At 63.9% G+C, this 19,945-nt stretch carries 14 protein-coding genes; 5 read left to right on the forward strand and 9 right to left on the reverse strand.

The annotated features are described in order from the left end of the window. Positions 1–31: 31 nt before the first annotated feature. Together OKW40_RS07330 and OKW40_RS07335 are read right to left on the reverse strand one after the other, a co-directional pair. Entirely contained in the window at positions 32–2,005 is a 1,974-nt protein-coding gene (locus OKW40_RS07330) for a hybrid sensor histidine kinase/response regulator (RefSeq protein ID WP_429488991.1), read from the reverse strand. Positions 2,006–2,356: 351 nt separating this feature from the next. Next, positions 2,357–3,415, reverse strand: a complete 1,059-nt coding sequence (locus OKW40_RS07335; protein ID WP_429488993.1) for an NAD(P)/FAD-dependent oxidoreductase — start codon at positions 3,413–3,415, stop codon at positions 2,357–2,359. A gap of 242 nt (positions 3,416–3,657) precedes the next feature. On the opposite strand from OKW40_RS07335, the gene OKW40_RS07340 reads away from it, so the two are divergent. Continuing rightward, positions 3,658–4,095 carry a carboxymuconolactone decarboxylase family protein gene (locus OKW40_RS07340; RefSeq protein WP_429488995.1) on the forward strand — a complete coding sequence of 146 codons (438 nt, stop codon included), beginning with the start codon at positions 3,658–3,660 and terminating at the stop codon, positions 4,093–4,095. Between the two features lie 41 nt (positions 4,096–4,136). Here OKW40_RS07340 and OKW40_RS07345 read toward each other — a convergent pair whose 3' ends face one another. Next, complete coding sequence (locus OKW40_RS07345) at positions 4,137–4,997, reverse strand: LysR family transcriptional regulator (protein WP_429355662.1); 861 nt, start codon at positions 4,995–4,997, stop codon at positions 4,137–4,139. A 151-nt stretch (positions 4,998–5,148) separates the two neighbouring features. Between OKW40_RS07345 and OKW40_RS07350 the strand changes: the two genes are divergently transcribed. From OKW40_RS07350 to OKW40_RS07365, 4 genes are all read left to right on the forward strand, one after another. Beyond that, on the forward strand, positions 5,149–6,546 hold the full coding sequence (locus tag OKW40_RS07350) for a DHA2 family efflux MFS transporter permease subunit (protein ID WP_221312038.1): 1,398 nt from the start codon (positions 5,149–5,151) through the stop codon (positions 6,544–6,546). Positions 6,547–6,640: 94 nt separating this feature from the next. Then, on the forward strand, positions 6,641–7,570 hold the full coding sequence (locus tag OKW40_RS07355; RefSeq protein ID WP_429488997.1) for a LysR family transcriptional regulator: 930 nt from the start codon (positions 6,641–6,643) through the stop codon (positions 7,568–7,570). A gap of 77 nt (positions 7,571–7,647) precedes the next feature. After that, positions 7,648–7,875 (forward strand): hypothetical protein, encoded by a 228-nt coding sequence (locus OKW40_RS07360; RefSeq protein ID WP_429488999.1) that lies wholly within the window; start codon positions 7,648–7,650, stop codon positions 7,873–7,875. A 222-nt stretch (positions 7,876–8,097) separates the two neighbouring features. Then, positions 8,098–9,291, forward strand: a complete 1,194-nt coding sequence (locus OKW40_RS07365) for a glycosyltransferase family 2 protein (protein ID WP_429489001.1) — start codon at positions 8,098–8,100, stop codon at positions 9,289–9,291. Positions 9,292–9,394: 103 nt separating this feature from the next. Here the strand turns inward: OKW40_RS07365 and OKW40_RS07370 are convergent, their stop codons facing one another. From OKW40_RS07370 to OKW40_RS07395, 6 genes are all read right to left on the reverse strand, one after another. After that, positions 9,395–10,702 carry an MFS family transporter gene (locus tag OKW40_RS07370; RefSeq protein ID WP_429355664.1) on the reverse strand — a complete coding sequence of 436 codons (1,308 nt, stop codon included), beginning with the start codon at positions 10,700–10,702 and terminating at the stop codon, positions 9,395–9,397. Positions 10,703–10,958: 256 nt separating this feature from the next. Beyond that, the gene (locus OKW40_RS07375) at positions 10,959–12,482 is read right to left on the reverse strand and encodes a SpoVR family protein (protein WP_184049337.1); all 1,524 of its coding nucleotides are present in this window, start codon (positions 12,480–12,482) and stop codon (positions 10,959–10,961) included. A 244-nt stretch (positions 12,483–12,726) separates the two neighbouring features. Further along, complete coding sequence (locus OKW40_RS07380) at positions 12,727–13,998, reverse strand: YeaH/YhbH family protein (RefSeq protein ID WP_429355665.1); 1,272 nt, start codon at positions 13,996–13,998, stop codon at positions 12,727–12,729. A gap of 162 nt (positions 13,999–14,160) precedes the next feature. After that, the gene (locus tag OKW40_RS07385; RefSeq protein WP_184056670.1) at positions 14,161–16,083 is read right to left on the reverse strand and encodes a PrkA family serine protein kinase; all 1,923 of its coding nucleotides are present in this window, start codon (positions 16,081–16,083) and stop codon (positions 14,161–14,163) included. 591 nt (positions 16,084–16,674) lie between these two features. After that, positions 16,675–17,436: a 2-keto-4-pentenoate hydratase gene (locus tag OKW40_RS07390; RefSeq protein WP_187610538.1), complete on the reverse strand. Its 762-nt coding sequence runs from the start codon at positions 17,434–17,436 to the stop codon at positions 16,675–16,677. Between the two features lie 367 nt (positions 17,437–17,803). Then, complete coding sequence (locus OKW40_RS07395) at positions 17,804–19,600, reverse strand: methyl-accepting chemotaxis protein (protein WP_429489003.1); 1,797 nt, start codon at positions 19,598–19,600, stop codon at positions 17,804–17,806. Positions 19,601–19,945 lie beyond the last annotated feature (345 nt).

Consider the following 19,945-nt stretch of genomic DNA (forward strand, 5'->3'; position numbering starts at 1 on the left):
CTGGCGAGGCAGCCGCGCAGCGAAACAGCGGCTACGTCCAGCCGCTTCCGCTCAGGCGTCCATCCGCCTTCGCGAGCAACGCGTCGAGGACCGCCATCTCGACCGGCTTCACGAGGTGCGCATGGAAACCCGCGTGGCGAGTTCGATCGAGATCGCTCGCATGGCCGAAACCCGTCATCGCCGCGTACATCGTGCGCGACATCTCGGGCCGCGCGCGCATCGCCGCGAGCGTCGCATAGCCATCCATCTTCGGCATCGCGAGGTCGATCAGCGCGAGATGCGGCGAGAAGCGTGGCGAGATCTGCAGCGCCTGCTCGCCCTCGTAGGCGATACGCACCTCGTGGCCCTTCAGTTCGAGCAGCATCGCGAGGCTGTCGGCCGAATCGCGATTGTCGTCAACGAGGAGAATGCGCAGCGGCTGCACGTGGGGCGCGGCATCGATCGTGCCGCTCTCCGCGGTGTCGGACTGCGCGGAGGCGAGCGGCAGACTCAGCGTGAACGTGCTGCCGAGTCCCAGTCCTTCGCTGCTCGCGACGATGCTGCCACCATGCATTTCGACGAGCGACTTGCACAGCGTCAGGCCGATCCCAAGGCCGCCCTCGCCGAAACTTTGCCCTTCCTTCTCCTGCGCGAACAGTTCGAAGATCTTGTCGAGCGAGCGCACCGGAATGCCGCAGCCGGGGTCGCGCACTTCGAGCACCGCCATACGAAAGTCGACACGTCCCTGCATCTCGATCGCGCTGCCGTTCGGCGAAAACTTCGACGCGTTGTGCAGCAGGTTTTGCAGGACCTGCACGAGCCTCGTCATATCGCCGCGAATCATCACGGGGGCGTCGGGTACATGCGCGACCACGCGCTGCTCGCGCGAGTCGGTGAACGGCCGCGCCGCTTCGATCGCGCGCGCGACGAGCTCGGCGAGATCGACGCGCGCAATACGCAGTTCGACCTTGTCGGACATGATGCGGCCGATATCGAGCAGATCGTCGACGAGTCGCGTCAGGTGCGTGACCTGGCGATCGATCAGATCGCGCGCGCGTGCGACCACCGGGCTCAGATCGGTTTCCATCTGCATCGTGCCGACCGCGTTGCGCACCGGCGCGAGCGGATTGCGCAGTTCGTGCGCGAGCGTCGCGAGAAATTCGCGCATGCGCTCCCCGGAGCGCTCCAGTTCCTCGCGCCGGCGCCGCTCGGTCAAATCGCGCGTGACCTTTGCGAAGCCGCGCAAGCGTCGCGATTCGTCATAGACGGCCGTGATGATCACGTTGGCCCAGAACGTCGAACCGTCCTTACGAATGCGCCAGCCTTCGTCTTCGACGGCGCCGATCTGGCGCGCGATCGCGAGCTCGCGCGCGGGCTTGCCGGCCGCGGCCTCCTCGGGCACATAGAACTGCGAGAAGTGCCGGCCGACGATTTCGTCGTGCGTATAGCCCTTGATGCGCGCGGCGCCCGAATTCCAGCTGACGACGAAGCCTTGCGGATCGAGCATGAAGATCGCGTAGTCCTTCACGCTATCGACGAGCAGACGGAAGCGCTCCTCGCTCTGGCGCAGCGCTTCGAGGTATTCGCGCTGCGCGGTCAGGTCGCGCGTGATCTTCGCGAAGCCCGTGACCGCGCCCTTCTCGTTGCGTATCGCGGTGATCACGACGTTCGCCCAGAACGTCGTGCCGTCCTTGCGCACGCGCCAGCCTTCATCTTCGAAACGGCCGGTCAGCGCAGCCTGTTCCAGCTCGTAGGTCGGCCAGCCGCGCGCGACGGCTTCCTCGGTATAGAAGCGCGAGAAATGCTGGCCGACGATCTCGCTTTCCGTGTAGCCCTTCAGCTTCTGGGCGCCGGCATTCCAGCTGACGATGTTGCCCTTCGCATCGAGCAGAAAGATCGCGTAGTCCGAAATCGCCTGCACGAGCGACAAATAATCGACGCCGACGGGCGCCGACGGCTCGGCCTCGGCCTGCTCTCGAACGCGCTCGGCGTGGTCGTGGGAAGAAGAAGCTTCGAGCTGGGTCATGGCGGACACGTCATTGGAACTTTCGTTTTAAGCAAGCCTCGCGCCTGGCCGGCGGCGAAGCCGTCGCGCAAGCGGTTGCGCGGTCCACGGAGGGGGCCGGGATGCGTCGCCAAGGGCGCTCGCGCGCCGGCTGACAAGGCGCCAAGCTTATAACGGCGAGCCCCGCGATAGCTAGCGGGTCATGACGGAAAACGTCGCCGCGCTGCGGTTTCGGCTTTCCGTTTTGGCCTTCGTTGGCAAAAACAGGCGTGTCAATTGAAAAAGGTATTCACGACGCGGCGGGCTGCGCGATCGGCCGCTGAGAATCGGCACACGTCGCCAATCGAAACGGCTGCTGCGCTGGCGCGCCCGTCAAGCCGCCGCGCCGATCTTTTCCGCGAGCTTCGCGTCGTAGCTCGAATGAACATGCACGCGTTTCCTGTCGGGATACGCGTACGCGTACGCCTTGCGCAGCGCGAGCGACGCCTCGTGAAAGCCCGACAGGATCAGCTTCTGCTTGTTCGGATAGTTCGCGATGTCGCCGACGGCGAAAATGCCCGGCCGCGAGCTTTCGTAGTTCGAAGTATCAACGTCGACGCGCCCGCCATGAATCGTCAGTCCCCATTGCGCGATCGGTCCGAGATCGGCGACGAGTCCATACAGCGCGATCAGATGTTCGGCTTCGAGCTGTGTCTCGCCGTTGACCTGCCGCAGCGTCAGCGAACGCAGCGCGCCGTCTTCCACATCGAGCGCCGCGATCCCGCCGACGACGAAGTCCATCTCGCCAGCGTCGACCGCGCGCCGCATCAGCTCGACGCTCGAATCGGCCGCGCTGAAGCCGGCGCGCCGATGCACGAGGGTCACGCGCCGCGCGACCTTGCGTAGTGCCAGCGCCCAGTCGAGCGCCGAATCGCCGCCGCCCGCGACGACCACGTTTTTGTCGGCGAAATCGGCGAGGCTCGGCACGCTGTAGTGCACGTAGCGCTTTTCCAGCGGCACGGCCTCGGGGAGCGGGAGCTTTTGCGGGACGAACGCGCCGTTACCGGCGGCGAGCAGGATCGCCGCGACGTCGAACACGAGGCCGCGCTGCGTGCGCACGGTCCAGCGTCCGTCGTCGCGCTGCTCGACCGTGTCGACGCGCTGTTCCAGATGAATCGGCACATCGAACGGCTTGCATTGCGCGACCAGTCGCTCGACCAGTTCGCGCGCGGTGCACGCCGGAATCGCGGGGATATCGTAGATCGGCTTGTCGGGATACAGCTCGATGCATTGGCCGCCGACCCGTCCGAGTATGTCGACGATCTGACAGGTGAGGCCGATCACGCCGGCCTCGAATGCCGCGAACAGAGCCACGGGACCGGCGCCGACGATCAGGACATCGGTGCGGATCGGCGAGGTGGGCACAGCGGACGGATCGGTGGCAACGGTCATGGGGCAGGTCTCCGGATCACGGTGAAAGGCGCAATGGAAGCGTCGATGACCCACCATACCGAATCGGCCCGCACCCGGCAACGATGCCATCGTCGACGGTAAGGGTGCTGGGCGTGCCCGCTCAACGCCCGAAAGTGGCTACCTGAAAATACCTGGAATCGGCCATTCTTATGATCCAAACGACGGACTAAGCTAACCCCTGTCCGATGCATCGCATCGTCCAACCCGCCCAGGAGCCCATCATGGAACAACGTCTCGACTTCTACAAAGCCAATCCCGCCGCGATCAAATCGCTGCTCGGCGTCGAAGAGCGCATCGGCAAATCGTCGCTCGAAAAATCGCTGACCGAACTGGTGCGGTTGCGCGCGTCGCAGATCAACGGCTGCGCGTATTGCGTCGATATGCATACGGCGGACGCACGCAAGGGCGGCGAAACCGAGCGGCGTCTCGCGACCGTCGTCGTGTGGCGCGAAACGCCGTTCTTCACGGACCGCGAACGCGCGGCGCTCGAGTGGACCGAAGCGCTCACGCTGGTGTCGCACGTTCATGTGTCCGACGCGGTATGGCAGGCGGTGCGGCCGCATTTCAGCGACGAGGAACTGGTCGACCTGACGCTGCTCGTCTCGGCGATCAATGCATGGAACCGCTTCGCGATCTCGTTCCGGAAGATGCCGGCCTGAGCCTCGGCATGACGGCAGCATGAGGCGACGCACTGCCCGCCTCACTCCCCGATCCACGACCCGCGCAGATCGCTGTCATGCAGCAACTGCAGCAGCGTGCCCGCCGGGCGACTCAAGCGCTTCGCCGCCAGCGCGATGAATTCCACCGACGGCAGCGTCGGCAGTCCGGCCGCATTCAACGGCGGCGCGAGGCCGCGCGCGGCCAGATACTGCGGCCGCACGGTGATGCCGAGTCCGCCGCGCGCGGCCGCGATACAGCCGGAATGACTGCTGCTCGTGCAGACGATCTGCCAGCTCGCGCCGGCTTCGGCGAGCGCATCGAGCACGACCGCGCGCGTCACGCTCGGCTCGGCGACCAGAATCAGCGGCAGCGGCTGACCCAGATCGACGAGCGTGCCGGTCCGCGCCAGCCATTCGAGGCGCCCGGTGAAAAGCGGCACGCCGCGCCGGTCACCGAGCCGGCGCTTGCCGACCAGCAGATCGATCGCGCCCGCGTCGAGCAACTCGTAGAGCCTGCCCGTCATGCCGATCGTGATTTCCAGTTCGACGTCGGGATGCGCGTTGCGAAACGCCGCGAGCACGGTGGGGAGCGGGCCGAGCGCGATGTCGTCCGACGAGCCGAGCCGCACGCGCCCCTTCAGACGCGGCGCGCGAAACTGCGATTCCGCGCGCGACAGCGCCTGCAGGATCACGCTCGCATGCGCGAGCATCGCTTCGCCGTCGGGTGTCATCGCGAGCGAATGGGTGTCGCGCACGAACAGGCGCCGGCCCACGCTCTGTTCGAGGCGCCGGATATGTTCGCTGACGCTCGACTGCGTCAGGTCGAGCCGCCGCCCCGCTTCGGTGAAGCTATGGCAAGCCGCGACGGTCGAGAAGGTCTTGAGCCAGATTGGATTGAGCATGCGTGATTGTGGCGCTGCTTATCGGCATTGTCGATAACAGTCAGCGGGCTTAGTGGGGTTCCCGATTGACGAGGATGTCAATAAGATGACGGAATTCCGCCTGACCCCGCTCTGGCGGCGCTTTGCCGCCGCCGCGCCCGCTGTCGAAAACATGACCAAGGATTCCTCTCAAACCGCCCTACTATGGATCGTCGCCGCCGGCTTCTTCATGCAGTCGCTCGACACGACGATCGTCAACACCGCGCTGCCGTCGATCGCGAACAGCCTGCGCGTCGCGCCGCTCGCGATGCAACCGGTCGTCGTCGCCTACACGCTGACGATGGCGATGCTGACGCCCGCCTCCGGCTGGCTTGCCGACCGCTTCGGCACCCGCCGCGTCTATTTCGCCGCCATTCTCGTGTTCGTGCTCGGCTCGATCTGCTGCTCGAGCGCGCACACGCTCGGCCAGCTCGTGATGGCGCGCGTGCTGCAAGGCCTCGGCGGCTCGATGCTGCTGCCGATCGGACGCCTCGCGGTGCTGCGCAGCGTGTCGGGCGAGCAATACGTGTCGGCGCTCGCGTTCATATCGATCGCGGGGCAGCTCGGCCCGATCGCCGGGCCAACGCTCGGCGGCTGGTTCGTGCAGGCGATCACGTGGCACTGGATCTTTCTGATCAACGTGCCGATCGGCGCGCTCGGTCTGTACGCGGTGCATCGCTTTCTGCCGTCGCATGACGAGGCGCAGGCGCCGCCGTTCGATGTGATCGGCTGCGCCCTGCTGTCGTCGTGCATGATCGCGTTTTCGCTCGCGATCGACGCGCCGGTCCCCTCGCATCGCGCGGCGTGGTCGGCGGGGCTGTTCGCGTTGGCCGTCGCCAGCGCGCTCGCCTACATTCCGTACGCCAGAAACCGCCGCGATCCGCTGTTCAAGCTGTCGCTGTTCGGCGAGCCGAACTTCAGCGTCGGCCTGATCGGCAACCTCGTATGCCGGGTCGGTTCGAGCGCGGTGCCGTTCCTCGTGCCGCTGCTGCTGCAATTGCAACTCGGCTACTCGCCGCTGCACTCGGGTCTGATGATGCTGCCCGCGGCACTCGCCGGCACGCTCGCGAAACGCTGGATCGCGCCGCTCGTGCGCCGCTACGGCTACGACACGTTCCTGCTCGTCAACACGGTCATCGTCGGCTCGGCGATCGTCGCGTTCTCGCTGATTTCGCTCGGCACACCGCTCGTGATCGAAATCGCGATCCTCGCGGTGTTCGGCGCGGCCAACTCGATGCAGTTCGCGGCGATGAACAGTGTCACGCTGAAGGACCTGTCGCACGAAGACGCTGGCATGGGCAATAGCCTGTTCTCGATGGTGCAGATGCTTGCGATCGGGCTTGGCGTGTCGATCGGCGGCGGGCTCGTCAATCTGTTCGCGGCGCAATGGTCGGCGGCGCTCGGCTTCCGGCTCGCATTCGTGTGCGTCGGCGCGATCACGCTTGTGTCCGCGTGGATCTTTCGCCACCTCGACGACCCGTCGGGCACGCGCGTGATTCGCGGCCAGGCTGCGCCGAGCGCGGGGCGTTGAGACGCGACGCGTTTCATCGCGTGCCGGCGCATGCATTCGAAAGGTCATAGCGTTAGCATGTCGGGCATCCATGGCTACCAGGCAGGGAGCCCCGATGCCATTTGATGAGCGCGTGCTGAACGGCATGGGCGTCCTGACTGCGATCGTCGATTGCGGCGGTTTCGCGGCCGCCGGTGAAGCGCTCGACATGTCGCAATCGGGCGTAAGCCGCTCGGTCGCCCGGCTCGAAGCACGCCTCGGCATTCGTCTGTTCGACCGCACCACGCGCTCGGTCACGCTGACCGACGAAGGCCGGCGTTTCTACGAGCAGATCGTGCCGCTGCTCGGCGGACTCGAGGAAGCGGCCGCCTCCGCCGCGCACGGCGCGACCGCGGTGCGCGGGCGTCTGCGCGTCAACATGGACCCGTTCTTTTCGCGGCTCGTGCTCGGGCCGCGCCTCGGCGGCTTCATCGACAAACATCCGGACCTGCAGCTCGAACTCGTCACGCGCGACCAGTTGGGCGACATGGTCGGGGACGGCTTCGATGTCGCGATCCGCTTCGGCGACCCGCCGGTGTCGACGCTCGTCGCCCGCAAGCTGCTCGATACGCGCATCCTGACCGTCGCGGCGCCGTCGTATCTGAAGAAGCATGGCAAGCCGGCGAATCCGGGCGAGCTCGAAGACGGCCGGCATATCTGCATCAAGTTTCGCGATCCGCTCACCGGTTATCCGTTCAGCTGGGAATTCCATCGCGGCCGCAAGCAGCTCGCGCTGACGCCGCAGGGGCGGCTGACCGTCAACGACGTCGGCACGCTGCATAGCGTATGCATCGCGGGCCAGGGCATCGCGCAGATTCTCGCGCTCGGCGCGGAGTCGCTGCTTGCGAGCGGCAAGCTGATCGAGCTCTTTCCGGATTGGGGCGACGAGGTGTACCCGCTGTATGCGCTGTATCCGTCACGGCACCATCCGCCGGCCAAGGTGCGCGTGTTTCTCGACTTCATCATGTCGTTGACGGGCGGCAGGCCGCGCCACGCGGTTGCCTGAGCGCGGAACGTCTGTTTGCTCCCGCCCGGGTCCGGGTCTTGCTGCCGGAGGCTTGTCTTCCCTCCAGGAGAGCAGCGATGAGCCAAACGACGGAAAAATCCCAAGGCGAAGCAAAAAGCACGGCCGACAACGAATCGAAAAGCGAGGCCAGCGCCCAGACCGAGGATTTCGCGCATCCGCACCGCGCCGTGCATAGCGACAACGCGAAGAGCAAAATGCCCGAGCGCCACGACGAAGGTCACAAGCAGTCCCCGGCGGACCGTCCGGGCAAAAAGCCCGGCGAGGGCGAACCGTCAGTCGGTTGAAAAAATAGAACCTATGAGCGGCCCTGGCTGCGTCGCGCACCCGGGCCGCATCACTTTTCCCTTCCAGCACCTTTCTGTAAGCAAACATTTCTTCCTCATTTTTACCGAATATTTTTTTGACGCCTTGGACTATTTTGCTGCTTGCAGCAAGGTGTGCGCCCTGCGAACCGGCTGCCGCTTTCCGCCGGTTTTTGCCGCTTCCGATCGATAAAAGGCGTCATCATGTCCAACGCGTCAAGTTCTCCCCTCGCCCGTGCGGCGCTCGCCCATGTGTCCATCTGCGTGCCCACCTGCAATCGTCCCGACCTGCTGATCGAATGCGTCGACTCGTGCCTCGCGCAAAGCTATCCGCATGTCGAAATCGTGATCGGCGACGATTCGACGGACGCGCGCTCGCGGCAACTGATCTTGCAGCGTTACCGCGACGAGCCGCGCGTGCGCTACGAGAAGCACGAGCCGCCGCTTGGCCAGGCGCGCAATGTGTCGAGCCTGTTCGAGCGGGCGCGCGGCGACAAGATCCTGCTGATCCACGACGACGATCTGCTGACGAGCGACGCCGTCGACAAACTCGTGTCGTTATGGCAGCGCTATCCGCGGCTCGATGCGGCATTCGGTGCGCAATACGAAGCGGATCACGACGGCGCGATCGATCTCGCCGCGAGCGCGCGCCTGAACGAGGCGTTCCGGCGCACTGAGGCCCGCGAGGGTCTCCAGCCGCTCGCGGGCCGCACCGGCCTGATCCAGATGTTTCCGAACAATGGCTGGATGGCCGACGCGCGGCTCGTCAAGCGGGTCGGCTACGACGCGCGGTATGGCGTCTGCTGCGACTACGTGTTCGGCACCGAGCTATGCCTGGCCGCGCGCGAGGTGTTTTATCTGCACGACTATGTGTCGGTGTATCGGAAGACCGCGACGTCGGTCTCGCACAGCACGCGCGGCACGAGCATGGCCGCAACGTTGAGCGCCTATGCGTTCGTGAAGTCGCTGCGTCTGCCGGCGCCGCTCGAACCGTCGCGGCGGCAGGCGCTGCGGCGGCTCGCACCGATCGTGGTGTCGATTCACGCGAGCAACGGCGAGGCGCGCGCGGGCTGGCGCATCGCGCGCGCGCATCTGTTCGCCTACAACTACGGCTTTAGCGCGCGGCTTTACTACCATCTGCTGATGCTGGCGCGCGCGGCCTGGCGTGGCCGTCTGCCGATGCCGCGCGCCGCGGCCGATGCTGTCGCCGGCGTAGCGGCGACGCCTTCGATGGCGACGGTCGCGGCGGTTGGCGCGGCCACGGTGAATGAGGCCGCGAGGGTCGATGCGTTCGTCGACGATGGAACAGGCCGAGAGCTTGTGCGACCTGCTGCATGCATGGGGGACACGGATCGTCGTCAATTAAGCGAAGCGCGCTGCTCCTCGCTTGCGGATTGACGCGCAAACGTCGATGCCATGAAAAACGGCGGCCCGGTTGCCCTGGACCGCCGCCTGAACGCTGCCATCGCGGCACGACGTTTCGCCGTGTCCGACTAGCGGTTCACGGCTCGTGCCGCAGATACCCTTCCGACGAGGGATCGCGCATGCGCAGCGACACGATACCCGCGAGTGCACACAGCGCCGTCACGTACCAGAAGAACATCGTCTCGACACCGGCGGACTTCAGCCACAGCGCGACATATTCCGCCGAGCCGCCGAAGATCGCATTGGCGAGCGCATACGACAGCCCTACGCCAAGCGCACGCACTTGCGGTGGAAACATTTCCGCCTTGATCAGGCCGCTGATCGACGTATAGAAGCTGACGATCGCGAGCGCCACCACGACCAACGCGAAGGCCGCATACGGGCTCGTCACGTCTTTCAGCGCATGCAGCAGCGGCACCGTGCCGAGGGTCGCGAACAGGCCGAAACACAGCATCGAGCGGCGCCGCCCGATGCGGTCCGACAACGCGCCGAACGCCGGCTGCATCAGCATGTAGACGAACAACGCGGCGGTCATCACCGAGCTCGCGGTCTTCGCGTGCATGCCGGCCGTGTTGACCAGGTACTTTTGCATGTAGGTGGTGAACGTATAGAAGATCAGCGAGCCGCCGGCCGTGAAGCCGAGCACCGTCATGAATGCGGTCTTGTGCTCCCACAGCCCGCGCAGCGTGCCCGCTTCCTTGCGCTGGCGCATCGCCGCGGTGGTGGTTTCATCAAGGGATTTACGCAGATAGAGCGCGATCAACGCGGCGAAGGCGCCAATCACGAACGGCACACGCCAGCCCCACGCCTTCAGCTCTTCGGTCGTCAGCGTCTGTTGCAGGGTCACGAGCACGAGCAGCGCGCACAGTTGGCCGCCGATCAGCGTCACATACTGGAACGACGCGAAAAAGCCACGCCGGCCCTTCAACGCGACTTCGCTCATATAGGTCGCGCTGGTGCCGTATTCGCCGCCCACCGACAGCCCCTGCAACAGCCGCGCGAGCAGCAGCAACGCCGGCGCGAGCGCGCCGATCTGCGCGTAGGTGGGCAGCATCGCGATCACCAGCGAGCCGCCGCACATCATGAATACCGACACCATCATCGCGGTGCGGCGACCACGTTTGTCGGCGAGCCGCCCGAAGAACCAGCCGCCAATCGGCCGCATCAGGAAGCCCGCGGCGAACACGCCGGCCGTGTTCAGCAACTGCGTGGTCGTGTTGCCGCTCGGGAAGAACGACGGCGCGAAGTAAAGCGCCGTGAACGAATACACATAGAAGTCGAACCACTCGACGAGATTGCCCGATGAAGCGCCGACGATTGCAAAAATGCGGCGCCGCGTGTCGTGCGCCGAGGCCACGACGTATTGTTCGGTTTGGTCGTTCATGCTGGTGTCTTTCCTTATTTAAACGAGGAGGACGGTCGTGGTGCCGCCTTGATGTCGCGCGCCCAGCCTGAGCGGCCGCCGCGGGTGCGCGAATTTTACATAAATGAAAGCACAGGAAGGTTTTTTGTCAGCATGGCCTGATGAAAGCCCTGGGTCGGCCGGATTTGCGCACCAATAGAACAAAGCCCCTGCCAGTTGGGGACTGGCAGGGGCTTGACGGGCGACACGAACCGCTCAGGCGGGAGTCAGGCGGCGCTCATATTCTCACGGACGGCGGCATATACCGGCAGTCGTAGCGTTTTCTGACGGTACCGTTTTCGTCGACGCTCTCGAGGTACACGTCGAACTGCCACAAGCGCGCCATGTGCTTGAGCACCTCCTCGCTATCCGACGACAGGTGCCGGTTGTCGCTCATGAAATGCCGCAACGTCAGGCTGCGATCGCCGCGTGTATTGACGGCCCACACCTGAATGTTCGGCTCGCGGTGATGCATGTCGTACTGCCGCGACAACGCCTGGCGCACGTACTGGTAGCCGCTATCGTCGTGAATCGCCGACACTTCGAGCGCGTCGCGCATGTCGTCGTCGAGCACCGAGAACAGGCGCATTTCGCGGATCAGATGCGGCGACAGATACTGCGCGATGAAGCTCTCGTCCTTGAAGTTGCGCATCGCGTAGTGCATCGCGGGCAGCCACGGACTGCCGGCCAGATTCGGAAACCACTTGCGGTCTTCGTCGGTCGGCGCTTCGCAGATGCGCCGGATATCGCTCATCATCGAAAAGCCCAGCGCATACGGATTGATGCCGCTGTAATACGGCTTCGTGACCGGCGGCTGATAGACGACGTTGCTGTGTGAATGGAGAAACTCCATCATGAAGCCGTCTTCGAGCTTGCCCTGGTTGTACATCGTATTGAGCAGCGTGTAGTGCCAGAACGTCGCCCAGCCTTCGTTCATCACCTGGGTCTGCCGCTGCGGATAGAAGTACTGACCGATCTTGCGCACGATCCGGATCACCTCGCGCTCCCACGCTTCGAGCAGCGGCGCGTTTTTCTCCGCGAAATACAGCAGGTTTTCCTGCGGCTCGGGCGGATAGCGCCCCTCGACCTCTTCGGGCAGCGGCGTATGGCGCGTGGGCAACGTGCGCCACAACTCGTTGACCTGCGACTGCAAATACGCCTCACGTTCGCGACGCGCGGCGAACTCCTTCTGGAGCGACAGCTTCTGCGGCCGCTTGTAGCGGTCCACGCCGTAATTCATCAGCGCGTGGCACGAGTCGAGCAATTCCTCGACGCGATCGAGCCCATAGCGCTCCTCGCATTCCGCGATGTAATTCTTTGCGTAGACGAGGTAGTCGATGATCGCGTGCGCGTCCGTCCATAAGCCGAACAGATAGTTGCCCTTGAAGAACGAGTTGTGACCGTAGGCCGCATGCGCGATGACGAGCGCCTGCATCGTCATCGTGTTCTCTTCCATCAGATAGGCGATGCAGGGGTTCGAATTGATGACGATTTCGTACGCGAGCCCCATCTGGCCGCGGCGATAGCTTTTTTCGGTAGCAAGGAAATGTTTGCCGAACGACCAGTGACGGTAGTTCACCGGCATGCCGACGGACGCATAGGCATCCATCATCTGTTCGGCGCTGATGAGTTCGAGCTGGATCGGATATACGTCGAGCTCGTATTGCTCCGCTACACGGGCAATATGCGAGTCGTACTCTTCGATCAATTCGAAGGTCCAGTCGGACGGGCACGGCAGAGGCCGTCTATCGGCTACGTTCATACGGACTTCCCTTTGCCCTCGTTGGGCGTTCCGGTGTGTCCCGTGCTGCAGCATCGCGGACTGCTCCGGCGCGAGCGGCTCCCGTGCTGGCCGCTCCTGCCTCGGCATGCCCCGACTGTCGCTGCGGCACGCCTTTGTTGCGCTGCGGCGCGGTCATACGGCGGGTCGCCCCTGGGTCACCCCTTGTCGTACGAATCGCCGCGCGCTTCGTCGTTCAGGCGCTTCGTGCGCCACCAGTATCCCATCAAGAAGTCGCCGCCTGCTTCTCGAACAGCTCGCGAAACACCGGATAAATATCGGCCGCGGTTTCGACCTTCTTCATCGCCATGTGCGGCTGCGACAGCGCCAGTTGCGCGTATTCGAGCCACAGATTCTGCTCTTCGGGCGTCACCTGAATATACGCAAAATACCGCACCTTCTCCAGGATGTCATCCGAGAGTATTTTGCGGCACTTCGGCGAGTCGTCGGTCCAGTTGTCGCCGTCCGACGCCTGGGCGCCGTAAATGTTCCATTCAGTCGGCGAGTAGCGCTCGTCCATCACCTTGCGCATCAGTTCGAGCGCGCTCGACACCACGGTACCGCCGCTTTCGGTCGAGTGGAAAAACGTGTCTTCGTCGACTTCCTCGGCGCGCGTGTGGTGGCGGATGAACACGACTTCGATGCGCTCGTAGTTACGCTTCAGGAACAGGTACAGCAGGATGAAGAAGCGCTTCGCGAGATCCTTGCGCTGCTCGTCCATCGAACCGGACACGTCCATCAGGCAGAACATCACCGCCTGGCTCGACGGCGTGGGCTGCTTCACGCGATTCACGTAGCGCAGATCGAACGGATCGATGAACGGGATCCGCCAGATGCGTCCTTTCAGATGGTGGATGTCGTCCTCGAGCAGCTTGATCTCGTCGCGGCGATCGGCGGGATCGGCCTTCAACTCTTCCAGCTGCCGCTCCATTTCGTGCAGCTGGTTGACGAGCGGCGCGCCGAGCGCGATGCGCCGGCCGAGCGCGCTACGCAACGAGCGCACCACGTCGATATTGTTTGGCGTGCCCTCCGCGGCCCAGCCCGCGCGGACGCTTTTCCACGTCGGCACGGCCATCAGATGGGTCTTGACGAGACGCGGCAGTTCGAGGTCGTCGAAGAAATACTGCATGAACTCTTCGCGGCTCAGCTCGAACACGAAGTCGTCCTGACCCTCGCCCTCGTTGCTGGCCTGACTGCCTCCGCCGCCGCCACCGCCGCCTTGCGGGCGCTGGATCTTGTCGCCGCGGATGTAGTCCGAGTTGCCGGGATGCACCATCTCGCGCCGGCCGCCCGGTCCATGACGGAACGACGGCTCCGCGATGTCCTTGCGCGGAATGGTGATGCTCTGGGTGTTCTGGATGTCCTTGATGCTGCGATCGCGCACCGCCTCCGAAACGGCACGACGAATATAGCTTTTGACGCGGCGCAAAAAGCGCTCACGGTTCGCAATACTCTTGTTCTTGCCTGCCAACCTGCGGTCGATGATTTGATGAAGCACGCCCGGTCTCCCGTCCATGCAACCGCGATTCCCTGCGGCCGCACTAATATTTCGGGTGCGCGAGACGCCCGCCGCGCAGTGCAATGCTATGCGGCTTGCGCCTCGCCGGTTGCCCGTACGGTCGGACCGTACGGGCGGCACACCATGAGTATCATGCGCGCATCATGACGACTTGCGCACGCGCAGATACCAGTCGCACAGCAAGCGCACCTGCTTCGGCGTATAGCCCTTCGCCACCATGCGATTGACAAAGTCTTCATGCTTGCGCTGCTCTTCGGCCGAGCCTTTCGCGTTGAACGAGATCACCGGCAACAGCTCTTCCGTGTTCGAGAACATCTTCTTTTCGATCACGACGCGCAGCTTCTCGTAGCTGATCCACGCGGGGTTCTTGCCCGCATTCGCAGCCCGCGCACGCAGCACGAAATTCACGATCTCGTTGCGGAAGTCCTTCGGATTGCTGATGCCCGCGGGCTTCTCGATTTTCTCCAGCTCGGCGTTCAACGCGGCACGGTCGAAGCTCTCGCCGGTGTCGTGGTCGCGGAACTCCTGATCCTGGATCCAGAAGTCCGCATACGTGACATAGCGGTCGAAGATGTTCTGACCGTACTCGGAGTACGACTCCAGGTACGCGGTCTGAATCTCCTTGCCGATGAACTCCGCATAGCGCGACGCGAGCACGTCCTTGATGAAGGACAGATACTTCTGCTCGGTTTCCGGCGGGAACTGCTCGCGTTCGATCTGCTGTTCGAGCACGTACATCAGATGCACCGGATTGGCCGCGACCTCGGTCGAGTCGAAGTTGAACACGCGCGACAGAATCTTGAACGCGAAGCGGGTCGACACGCCGGTCATGCCTTCGTCGACGCCCCCGAAGTCGCGATACTCCTGATACGACTTCGCCTTCGGGTCCGTGTCCTTCAGATTCTCGCCGTCGTAGACCTGCATCTTTGAGAACAGGCTCGAGTTCTCCGGCTCGTGCAAACGCGTGAGCACGGACAACTGCCCCATCATCTTCAGCGTGCCCGGCGCGCAGACCGCGCTGGCGAGCGACGAGTTGCGCAGCAGCTTCTCGTAGATCTTGACCTCTTCGCTATAGCGCAGGCAGTACGGCACCTTGACGACGAAGATCCGGTCGAGCAGTGCCTCGTTGTTACGGTTGTTGCGGAATGCCTTCCATTCCGATTCGTTCGAGTGAGCGAGGATGATGCCGTCGAACGGAATCGCGCCGAAGCCTTCCGTGCCCTTGAAGTTGCCTTCCTGGGTCGCCGTGAGCAGCGGGTGCAACACCTTGATCGGCGCCTTGAACATTTCGACGAACTCGAGCAGGCCCTGATTGGCGAGGCACAGGCCGCCCGAGTAGCTGTACGCGTCGGCATCGTCCTGCGCGTACTGTTCGAGCTTGCGGATGTCGACCTTGCCGACCAGCGACGAAATGTCCTGATTGTTCTCGTCGCCCGGTTCGGTCTTCGAGATAGCGATCTGGCGAAGGATCGACGGATAGCGGCGCACCACGCGGAACTTGCGGATGTCGCCGTTGTACTCGTGCAGGCGCTTGACCGCCCACGGACTCAGAATGCCTCGCAGGTAGCGACGAGGAATGCCATATTGCTCTTCGAGGATCGGACCGTCTTCCTCGTAGTCGAACAGACCGAGCGGCGATTCGTTGACGGGCGAGCCCTTGATCGCATAGAACGGCACGCGTTCCATCAATTGCTTCAGACGTTCCGCGATCGACGACTTGCCGCCGCCGACCGGTCCTAACAGATACAGGATCTGCTTCTTTTCTTCGAGCCCCTGGGCCGAATGCCGGAAGTAGGCGACCACCTGCTCGATCACCTCTTCCATTCCGTAGAATTCACGGAATGCGGGGTATACCTTGATGACCTTGTTCGCGAAGATACGCGATAAACGCGGATCGTTGCGAGTGTCGATCTGTTCCGGTTCTCCGATTGCCGTCAACATGCGTTCGCCCGCAGTGGCGTACGCGGCGGGATTGTCTTTGCAGAGCGCGAGATACTCCTCGAGCGAGAGTTCGTCCTCCCGTGTTTTCTCGAAGCGGGTCGCGAAACTGCTGTAGATATCCATGCTACCTCCTCGCCGAAGTCTGGGGCGATGTCGTGCGCGGCGCGCTATTCGGAAACGACATCGCTCGAATTCATCCTAAACCCTTTTAAATTTTTTTTCACGGACTACGTTGCGAAAATCGCGCCGTAACCGCCACCGCTACAATCCTCACTTGGAAACAGAGATTCGACCACCTACAATTTTTTTTACTCATGCAGCAACCAGTCACATCATCTGCTGCACCGCTGTATCGCTACTTTCTTCAGCACCGCATCGCTATTCAGTGCTCCTGCAGGACTTCGGCGGACCGCTGCATCGCGTCAAGTCACCGCGTTGCTATTGCACATCCCGTACCCGCACCGTCGACCCTCCATCAAAATGCGGCTGTCTGCGCACGCACACTTCGTCACCAAAGGCATGCACGTGACGAACTCGCGGCGCTCTCATAGGTATACGGAAGGACGCGGCAAAGTTGCAACAAATGCATTCGAACAGGTTGACGATTCAAAGACTGCCACCGTTTCAAATTCGCCAAAAATAAAAACGGCTGCACGCGGGCAGCCGTTTGGAATCAAGCGTTGTAATTTGCGGTTACAAGCGCCGCAGCATCGATCAGGTCAGTTCAATTTCCACTTCACCCAATCCGTCGATATGACCACGCACGATGCCGGGTTCGTCGATCTTGTGCGCGCCGACGTATGAACCGGTGGTCAAGGTCCAGTTGCGCTCGATCGTGATGCCCATCGCCGCGCAATGGTTGACGAACCACACGAGCAGCTCGCGCGGATCGCCTGCCGGATTGCCGGTCACTTCCGGTATCAGCGAGCGGCCGTTGAAACTCAGCTCCAGTTCCGGCGACACGAAGTCGAAGCCGCGCGCGAGGCTCGCATAGACGGCCGGATGGCCGGTGATCAGCGCGCCGTTGTTCTGCGCGTCGGCCAACTGCGCGAGCGGCGCGACGTTCGGCCATTCGGCGAAACGGCTGTCGACGATCTCGATGGCCGGCAGCACGGCGCCGACCTTCGACAGTACCTCGTCGCGCGCATACGCCTGAGCGCGCGGCTCGATCGTCACGTCGAAGCGGAACGCGATCTCGAGCTCCACCAGCACGCGAAAGAAGCCGTCATGCGCGAGCCTCGCTGGCGACGGCATCACCAGCGAGGCCGGAATCGGTGCGCCCGACGCGGCGCCGCCCGGCGACTTCGCGCCGATCTTCCAAGCGCCGGTCGACTCGCCGAGGCCCTCGATCACCGCCTGCTGGATCGCGTAGGCGGTCGCCGCGTCGGGCGGCAGGCTGTCGGGTGCGGGCGCGTCGATCGGCCGGCGCTGCCGGCGTGCCTCGACGAGGCGTTGCGCAAGATCGTATCGCGTCATGTCGGTTCTTTGTGGCTGGCGCATGGCAGGGTTCGCAGGACGTAGCAATATGTGGGAACCACCTGTTGGAGGTGCGGGCAGCCGCGCGCCGCGCAAACGGATCGGGGCCGTGCCCGTCAATGTACCGGATCGCGACACGCGCCGGTGAAAGGCGGCGGCGCGCAAACGTTAATTCTTGCCGCAGCTGAAAAAAACCGCGCATGGGGTGTCCAGGCGCGGCTTTTCGCGAAGCGATCGTCGCGGGTGCGACGCGGATGCCGGACAGCTAGCGAACGGGAACGCGAACGGCTGTTGCGCCGAACGTCGCGTCTCGACTCACCTGACGCACGACAGCGCCGCCGCCCATGTACACCTGATCCGAGCCAGCTCAGAAGGTCTCCCAATCCTGGTCGCTGCCGGCCGTCGCCGCGGACCTGGCCGGCGCGCGCGTGGGCGTGGGCGTGGACGCGGCCGCTACCTGCGGCGCGACAGCGCCCCCGGCCGGGTTCGATGTCTTCGCCGGCAACGCCGCCTGCGCGGTAGCCGGCGCGAGCTTGCGTGCGCGTGTAGCGACCGGGCGCGTGGACACCGGGCGCTTCGGCGCCGCAAGCGCCGACGCCGCTTCGTGACCGCCACGGCCGCTGTCGTCGACCTGGAACACCGCGACCGCGGTGCGCAGCCGCGCCGCCTGCTCTTCGAGCGACGACGCGGCGGCGGCCGCTTCCTCGACGAGCGCCGCATTCTGCTGCGTGACCTCGTCCATCTGCGTGACCGCGCGCGCGACCTGGTCGATGCCGCCGCTCTGCTCCTCCGACGCCGCCGCGATCTCGCCCATGATGTCGGTCACGCGCTGCACCGCGCCGATGATTTCGCTCATCGTGCGGCCGGCCTCGTCGACGAGCGCCGAGCCCGACTGCACGCGCTCGACCGACGTATCGATCAGCTCCTTGATCTCCTTGGCCGCCGCCGACGAACGCTGCGCGAGGCTGCGCACTTCGCCCGCGACGACCGCGAAGCCGCGCCCCTCCTCGCCGGCGCGCGCCGCCTCGACGGCTGCGTTCAACGCGAGGATGTTGGTCTGGAAGGCAATGCCTTCGATGATCGAGATGATGTCGGCGATCTTCGCCGAGCTCTGGTTGATGTCGCCCATCGTGCCGACCACCTGGCCGACCACCGCGCTACCCTTGTTGGCGATCTCGGACGCGTTGGCCGCGAGCGCACTCGCCTGGCGCGCGTTGTCGGCATTCTGCCGCACCGTGCCGGTCAGCTGCTCCATGCTCGAGGCGGTTTCCTGCAGCGCCGACGCCTGCTCCTCGGTCCGCGACGACAGGTCGATGTTGCCCGCCGCGATCTGGCGCGTCGCGGTCGCGATCGACTCGCTACCGCCGCGCACGCTGCGCACCGTTTCGGTGAGGCTGCGCTGCATTCTGGCGATTCCTTCGAGCAGTTGCCCCATTTCGTCGCGCGATGTCGCGATCACCGGACGACGCAGATCGCCGGCCGCGATCGCATCGAAGTGGCCGAGCGCTTCGTCGAGCGGACGCGCGATCGAGCGGCTCAGCGTCAGATACGACAGCGCCGCCGCCAGCACGCCGACCACCAGCGCGCCGATGCTGACCACGCGGAACGTCTGGAAACTGCTCTGCGCGGAGTCGAAGCCCTCCCTGGCCGAATCGAACTGGTATTTGCGCAGTGCGTCGTCGGCGCCGACGAGGTCGTTGAAGACGACCTGCAGATTCTTCGCGTGCTCGACCAGCTTGCCCTGATCGTTCGCCGTGATCGCCGCCGCGAACGTTTCGAGTTGCTGATGCAGCGCGTTGCGCTTCGCGGCGACGTCCTGCGCAAGCCGGTCTTCGTCCGCGTTGCGTGGCAGATCGAGATATTTTTTCCACCACATGTCGGACGTGCCCCCGAGCATGCGCCCGCGCTCGATGGTGGTGGCCGCTTCCGGTGTGCCGACCAGGAACGCGGCGCGGTCGAGCGCGAGTCGTTCGCGCGCCGCGTAGATTTCCGCGTTGCCGATGTTCACCGCGCCCGGCATCGCGTTGGTGAACGTGTCCTCATAGGCGTCGTTCGAACGGCTCATGCCGAACAGACCGAAAACGCCGATCGCAACCAGCAACGCGGCGAGGAACGCCATCGTGAGGCCAATTCGCGCCTTGATCGTGATGCCTTTATTCAACATGCTTGGTCCTGTGTGCTGTACTCAATGAGAGGCTGCTGCCTACGCAGCGTGGGAGCGGCGTGTGTTGGGTCCGGCGCTTTTTTTTGAAAGAGCGCTCTAATTTCGTTTACGGCAGCGCATTCATAGACTTGAAGCATTTAAAAGTATGAACAAAGACGTTGTAAGACGTTGAAAGCAAGTTGACTGAAAATGAGTGTGTTCGCGGCGCGCAGGGAAACGCGGTGATATACGTCAAAGCACGATTTTTGACGTTGTGTTGGCGGGAATGGGTGGAGATGCGAGCCGTTCGGAGTCGCCCGAAGCGGTGGCAGGACAGTTCGATCAGGCAGCGTGCGCGGTGCCAAT

It is taken from the genome of Paraburkholderia sp. RAU6.4a, assembly GCF_050435625.1.
Classification (GTDB): Bacteria; Pseudomonadota; Gammaproteobacteria; order Burkholderiales; family Burkholderiaceae; genus Paraburkholderia; species Paraburkholderia tuberum.

What these genes read in the sequence shown, in the direction of transcription:
- OKW40_RS07330 (WP_429488991.1), bottom strand. Translation starts at nt 2,005, where the DNA reads ATGACCCAGCTCGAAGCTTCTTCTTCCCACGACCACGCCGAGCGCGTT.
- OKW40_RS07335 (WP_429488993.1), bottom strand. Translation starts at nt 3,415, where the DNA reads ATGACCGTTGCCACCGATCCGTCCGCTGTGCCCACCTCGCCGATCCGC.
- OKW40_RS07340 (WP_429488995.1), top strand. Translation starts at nt 3,658, where the DNA reads ATGGAACAACGTCTCGACTTCTACAAAGCCAATCCCGCCGCGATCAAA.
- OKW40_RS07345 (WP_429355662.1), bottom strand. Translation starts at nt 4,997, where the DNA reads ATGCTCAATCCAATCTGGCTCAAGACCTTCTCGACCGTCGCGGCTTGC.
- OKW40_RS07350 (WP_221312038.1), top strand. Translation starts at nt 5,149, where the DNA reads ATGACCAAGGATTCCTCTCAAACCGCCCTACTATGGATCGTCGCCGCC.
- OKW40_RS07355 (WP_429488997.1), top strand. Translation starts at nt 6,641, where the DNA reads ATGCCATTTGATGAGCGCGTGCTGAACGGCATGGGCGTCCTGACTGCG.
- OKW40_RS07360 (WP_429488999.1), top strand. Translation starts at nt 7,648, where the DNA reads ATGAGCCAAACGACGGAAAAATCCCAAGGCGAAGCAAAAAGCACGGCC.
- OKW40_RS07365 (WP_429489001.1), top strand. Translation starts at nt 8,098, where the DNA reads ATGTCCAACGCGTCAAGTTCTCCCCTCGCCCGTGCGGCGCTCGCCCAT.
- OKW40_RS07370 (WP_429355664.1), bottom strand. Translation starts at nt 10,702, where the DNA reads ATGAACGACCAAACCGAACAATACGTCGTGGCCTCGGCGCACGACACG.
- OKW40_RS07375 (WP_184049337.1), bottom strand. Translation starts at nt 12,482, where the DNA reads ATGAACGTAGCCGATAGACGGCCTCTGCCGTGCCCGTCCGACTGGACC.
- OKW40_RS07385 (WP_184056670.1), bottom strand. Translation starts at nt 16,083, where the DNA reads ATGGATATCTACAGCAGTTTCGCGACCCGCTTCGAGAAAACACGGGAG.
- OKW40_RS07390 (WP_187610538.1), bottom strand. Translation starts at nt 17,436, where the DNA reads ATGACGCGATACGATCTTGCGCAACGCCTCGTCGAGGCACGCCGGCAG.
- OKW40_RS07395 (WP_429489003.1), bottom strand. Translation starts at nt 19,600, where the DNA reads ATGTTGAATAAAGGCATCACGATCAAGGCGCGAATTGGCCTCACGATG.